Source organism: Candidatus Magnetaquicoccus inordinatus, assembly GCF_004217665.1.
GTDB lineage: Bacteria > Pseudomonadota > Magnetococcia > Magnetococcales > Magnetaquicoccaceae > Magnetaquicoccus > Magnetaquicoccus inordinatus.
Genome location: NZ_RXIU01000297.1, coordinates 1 through 3259 on the forward strand (window position 1 = coordinate 1; position 3259 = coordinate 3259).

The 3259-nt window shown below is 49.2% G+C and carries 5 protein-coding genes; 1 reads left to right on the forward strand and 4 read right to left on the reverse strand.

Features of this window, described 5'->3' with window-relative positions:
- The first annotated feature begins 335 nt into the window (after positions 1 to 335).
- The gene (locus EJP87_RS14850) at positions 336 to 791 is read left to right on the forward strand and encodes an FKBP-type peptidyl-prolyl cis-trans isomerase (RefSeq protein WP_130472642.1); all 456 of its coding nucleotides are present in this window, start codon (positions 336 to 338) and stop codon (positions 789 to 791) included.
- A gap of 21 nt (positions 792 to 812) precedes the next feature.
- On the opposite strand, the gene EJP87_RS14855 is transcribed toward EJP87_RS14850, so the two are convergent.
- The 4 genes from EJP87_RS14855 to rplM all read right to left on the reverse strand — a co-directional run bounded on the left by EJP87_RS14855 (position 813) and on the right by rplM (position 3155).
- On the reverse strand, positions 813 to 1307 hold the full coding sequence (locus EJP87_RS14855; protein ID WP_193771421.1) for a cytochrome c: 495 nt from the start codon (positions 1305 to 1307) through the stop codon (positions 813 to 815).
- Between the two features lie 141 nt (positions 1308 to 1448).
- Entirely contained in the window at positions 1449 to 2048 is a 600-nt protein-coding gene (locus EJP87_RS14860; protein WP_193771422.1) for a NapC/NirT family cytochrome c, read from the reverse strand.
- A gap of 219 nt (positions 2049 to 2267) precedes the next feature.
- Positions 2268 to 2663 (reverse strand): 30S ribosomal protein S9, encoded by a 396-nt coding sequence (gene rpsI, locus EJP87_RS14865; protein ID WP_130472645.1) that lies wholly within the window; start codon positions 2661 to 2663, stop codon positions 2268 to 2270.
- A gap of 51 nt (positions 2664 to 2714) precedes the next feature.
- Positions 2715 to 3155 carry a 50S ribosomal protein L13 gene (gene rplM, locus EJP87_RS14870; protein ID WP_130472646.1) on the reverse strand — a complete coding sequence of 147 codons (441 nt, stop codon included), beginning with the start codon at positions 3153 to 3155 and terminating at the stop codon, positions 2715 to 2717.
- Positions 3156 to 3259 lie beyond the last annotated feature (104 nt).

The following is a 3259-nucleotide window of genomic DNA, read 5'->3' on the forward strand; positions in this document are numbered from 1 at the left end:
CAAGCTGTGCGGGTTGGCGCGCATTTTTGCGCCAATTCGTACAGCATCCCCATGGGGGTAGAGCTGGCGAGTCATCGCAAACCGGGTAGACCTAGCAAGCCAGCATGAACCTGAATAGTTACCCAAATAAAAACATTTTAATAGCAAACAGCCCGCCGAACCAGGGTTCTGCACCTTATCCCTTGCACCAATGCGGATACAAGCAATTACCAGTACAGGGAGCAAGGCAAATTCTGTGTTTTTTGCAAATTTGCGACTTCACAATTTCTCCAAAATGGTGATACACTGCGGCAATTGTACTATTATAACAACCTACTTGCACTGGATAGCTCGCCATGTCCCTCGGCAAATTTCGCACCATACTCTTTAACTTTCTTCTGGGTCGCAAACGGGCCGACTACCATGAAAAGAAAGGTACCGAATACCAGAAAGCCAATGCACAACGCCCGGGTGTCTCCGTAAGCCGCCGTGGTCTGCAGTGGGAGGTGTTACGTGATGCCGATGGCCCCAAACCAGATTCCACCAGTCAAGTACTGGTCCATTATCGAGGAACACTGATTAATGGCGTGGAATTTGACAGCTCTTATGCACGCAATCAACCCCTCAACATCAGCCTGATGGATGTCATTTCCGGCTGGCGTGAGGGGCTGCAAATGATGTCGGTGGGAAGCCATTACCGCTTTGTTATTCCCCCAGATCTGGCCTATGGTGTAGCAGGGGCTGGTCTATTGATTGCGGGGAATTCTACTTTAATTTTTGAAGTGGAGCTGCTGGAAATTCCCTCTTCATAACTATAAGTGCCATATTCCCCACTATTTTTTGCCATGCTTGCCCCAGACATCCGGGGCGGCGCCATCCAACAGATCATGACAACCGGTGCACTTGCCCTGAATATCCTCCAAGGCTTTGAGCACCGGTTTTGCGGAACCGCCATGCTCTACATGCTGCAGGGAGGTGGTCTGGAGCGTGCGCATCGACTTTTGGCATTGATCAGCCAAGCGATCAAAATCAGCCGGTTGCAGATGAGCGCTGTCACCATGCTTTTTATGTAAAAAGCTTGCTTCTGCAGCATGCCAGTCCATTGGTCCCAACAAGCCAAAGGTATGGATCAAAGCATCGGCATGGCGTGCCAGGTTGCGACTATACTTAAAATCCTGTGATGCCAGTTGGCGAATGGTATCGGCATGTGTGCGCAACAAGGAGATAACCGACTGCACATATTGCTCTCGTTCAGAAGCCAGTGCTGCTCCGCTCATCCCTGTTGCCATTGCTAACAGTGTCACAAGCAAGCCAGCACGACGAGACAACTTGAAATCCCTATTTTTGTCCCTATTCATCATTCCCTCACCCCTATCGATCAACTGCTATAAAAATCTCAACCCTGGATAGTGCGAGCTCTTTTACTCCTGGTACAAACCCACACTGAGCGATTACGTGCTGCAGGACAATCAATTGTTCTCAGCTACTGGTTCCTTGGGCTCTTCATGAACGATGCCGGAGTGGCAATCGACACATGTTTTGTTCCCCTCTTTCATCATGCGCTCATGTTTGCTGGCCGCTGAACGATCCTGGCGGGCAAAGAGCATCGATTCATAACTGTGGCACTGCCGACACTCTTTTGAATCACGCTGGCGCATGTTTTCCAATACCTGTTGCGCCAAGCGGTAACGCGCTTTTTCAAAAGCTTCCGCATCTGGATAGGTACCAATCACATGATGATACAGATGCCGTCCACCCACAATCACCTTATCCAGCAGTTTATCCACATAATCCATCACCCCTTTGCCATGGGGAATATGACAACTGGCGCAAACCACACGCACACCTGACGGATTTTTATAGTGGGTACTCTGTTGATACTCCTTGTACACCCCATCCATCTCATGGCAAGAGATACACATCTCCAGACTGTTGGTAAAGCCATCCATGATCAAAAAATGGAACAGCGCAAAACCAAACACCCCTGCTGCCAAACCGCCCGCAAAAATTCCCCATAACCGCCATCGACTACCCGAATGTACCTTCTGCTCTTGACTTTGCGTTGCCACGAATCGACTCCTTGCCGTTAGATCGGAAATCCTATTTTTTTCTCCATACTCTATAAATTTTTTGCAAAAAGCGCAAAACGAATTTGAAAAAAATATTTTTCCCCCTCCCAGGAACAGAAAGTCACAATTCTGGCCACAGATTTTCTGTCATCCTGCACGCACACATAAAAAAAGGGAGGCTGTAAAGCCTCCCCTCTTTTTGCTGACCACACACCAGCCTTAACGTTTTGAGTATTGTGTACTCTTACGAGCCTTGTGCTGACCATATTTTTTGCGTTCGACGGTACGAGAGTCGCGGGTCAAGAACCCTGCTTTTTTCAATACCGCACGATGCTCAGGCTCATAGATGATCAAGGCTTTGGAGATGCCATGCTTGATCGCCCCGGCCTGACCGGAGATCCCTCCACCATTGGTGGAGACCACCACATCAAACTTATCTTCCGTCTCAGTCACTTTGAAGGGCTGACGAACGATCATGCTCAAAACATCCCGACCAAAATATTCGCTCAACTCCCTCTTGTTGACCGTAATTTTGCCGGAACCGGCCATGATCCAAACTTTCGCCACAGCCTCTTTGCGCTTGCCGGTCGCGTATGTTGCATTCGCCAAAGACATAACACACACACTCCATCTTGATCTGGGATATACCCAGGGGCGTGAATACCTTTACTGCTTATCCATCTCCAGGGCAACCGGTTGTTGCGCTGCATGGGGATGGTTTGGACCCTTGTAAATCTTTAATTTGCGGAACATCTGCCTACCGAGTTTGTTTTTGGGCAACATGCCACGAATGGCTGTCTCAATTGCCCGTTCGGGATGCGGACCAGCCAACAAACCCTCCGCATTGATCGAACGCAAACCACCCGGATAACGGCTGTGCCGATAATACATTTTGTCGCTCATTTTGCTTCCGGTCAACCGAACCTTTTCAGCATTCACAACGACAATAAAATCACCGGTATCCATGAATGGTGTGTAGATCGGTTTATGCTTGCCGCGCAAGCGGCGTGCCGCTTCACTTGCCAGCCGACCCAACACAACGCCTTCTGCATCGATCAGGCACCACTGACGGGTGATATCTTTAGGGGTAGCCATGAAGCTTTTCACGACGCTTACTCCTTGCAGCCTATAAAAAAAACTTCCTGGCAGTGTCCTACTTTCCCACATCTTGAGATGCAGTATCATCGGCGCTGAGGAGCTTAACTACCGAG

Excerpts from the sequence above, each read along its gene's own strand:
- EJP87_RS14850 (WP_130472642.1), top strand. The coding sequence starts at position 336 with ATGTCCCTCGGCAAATTTCGCACCATACTCTTTAACTTTCTTCTGGGT.
- rpsI (WP_130472645.1), bottom strand. The coding sequence starts at position 2,663 with ATGTCTTTGGCGAATGCAACATACGCGACCGGCAAGCGCAAAGAGGCT.